Source organism: Microbacterium sp. CCH5-D1 (genome assembly GCF_001557335.1).
In the GTDB taxonomy this organism is placed as follows: domain Bacteria; phylum Actinomycetota; class Actinomycetes; order Actinomycetales; family Microbacteriaceae; genus Microbacterium; species Microbacterium oxydans.
Genome location: NZ_LSJW01000187.1, coordinates 1 through 1,571 on the forward strand (window position 1 = coordinate 1; position 1,571 = coordinate 1,571).

A 1,571-nucleotide genomic window follows, 5' to 3' on the forward strand; every position below is an offset into this window, starting at 1 on the left:
CCGGCGCGGGCTACACGGTGACGGCGACTGTCGGCACCCAGACCGCGACCGACACGACGACCGTGACTGCGGCGGCCACGGTCGACGCGGCGGCGACGGTGCAGGCAGGGGACGATCTGCCCGTCACCGGAGCGAACTGGCCGGCGAACACGCAGGTCTCGGTGCAGCTGAGCGCACCCGGCGGCGCGGCCGTCGGTACCCCGCGCACGGCCACGACCGGCGCGCTCGGCGGCTTCGCGCTCGACTACCCGGTCCCGGCCGGCACCCCGGCAGGCACCGGCTACACGGTCACGGCCTCGGTCGGTGCGCAGACGGCGACGGACACGACGGAGGTCACCGCGGCTCCCGTCGTGGTCGACGCGGCCGCCCAGGTTCCGGCGGGCAGCAACCTCGCCGTGACCGGCTCGGGCTGGCCCGTGAGCTCCTCGGTCTCGCTGCAGCTGACAGCTCCGGGCGGAGGCGCGAACGTCGGCGGCCCGGTGACGGCGACGACCGATGCTTCGGGAGCCTTCACTGCGAACTATCCCGTACCGGCGGGCACCACTCCCGGAACCGGATACACGCTGACTGCGACCGCCGGTGCCGTCACCGCGACGGACACCACAGAGGTGACGGCGGGCGACCCGGGTGACGTCAACACCAACGCAGCGGCGTCAGCGTCGGCCTCGGCGGACGCGACCGCGGACGGCGACCCGTCGGCCCAGGCCGCTGCGGAGGCGGCTGCTCTGGCCGATGCCACCTCGTCCGCGTCGGCGGCCGCCACCGCTGACGCGACCGCGGCCGCCGAGGCTGCGGCGACGACGACGGCATCGACGACAGCGTCGACCGACTCGACATCGACCGCCAACGCCTCCGCGGCCGTCGCCGCCCAGGCCGCGGCGCTGGCTGATGCCTCGACGAACGCGAACGCCGCAGCCTCCGCGGCAGCGGAAGCGAACTCCGCGGCCTCGTCGGAGTCCGCAGCGACCTCCGACTCCTCCACCGACGCATCCTCGGAAGCCTCGACCAACGCGAACGCGGCTGCCTCGGCATCCGCTTCGGCGAACGCCGATGCCACCACCGCGGCCGTCGCGGAAGCGTCCGCGCAGGCAGCGGCCTTCGCGGATGCGACAGCGCAGGGCTCGGCGGCGGCCGACCCGGCAGCGGACGCCGCATCGGAGTCGGCGGCGACGGCGACCTCGTCCACGGCGGCGACGGCTGATGCCACCTCGGCGGCGAACGCCGGCGCGGCCATCGCGGCCCAGGCCGCAGCTCTCGCCGACGCCACGACGAACACGGCGGCTGACGCCACCGCGACGTCGGATGCCAGCACGAGCGCTGCGGCGAACGCGAGCGCGGCGGCGATCGCGAACGCCTCGACCGATGCCTCGTCCGACGCGGTCGCCTCGGCTGACGCGTCGGCGGAGATCAACACCAACGCGTCCGCGTCGGCAGCGGCCTCCGCCCAGGCTGACGACGACAGCAACGCCTCGGCTGAGGCCGCGGCAGTCGCTGCGGCACTCGCGGACGCGACCAGCCAGGCATCCGCGGCGGCCGACGTGTCGGCCAACGCAGCGGCTCAGGCGGCGGCG

1 protein-coding gene is annotated in these 1,571 nt (G+C 75.4%); it reads left to right on the top strand.

All coding sequences use genetic code 11. The features are described 5' to 3' along the window. Window positions 1-1,571: hypothetical protein (locus AX744_RS20700; RefSeq protein WP_197429219.1), on the top strand; the 1,571-nt coding region annotated here is incomplete at both ends.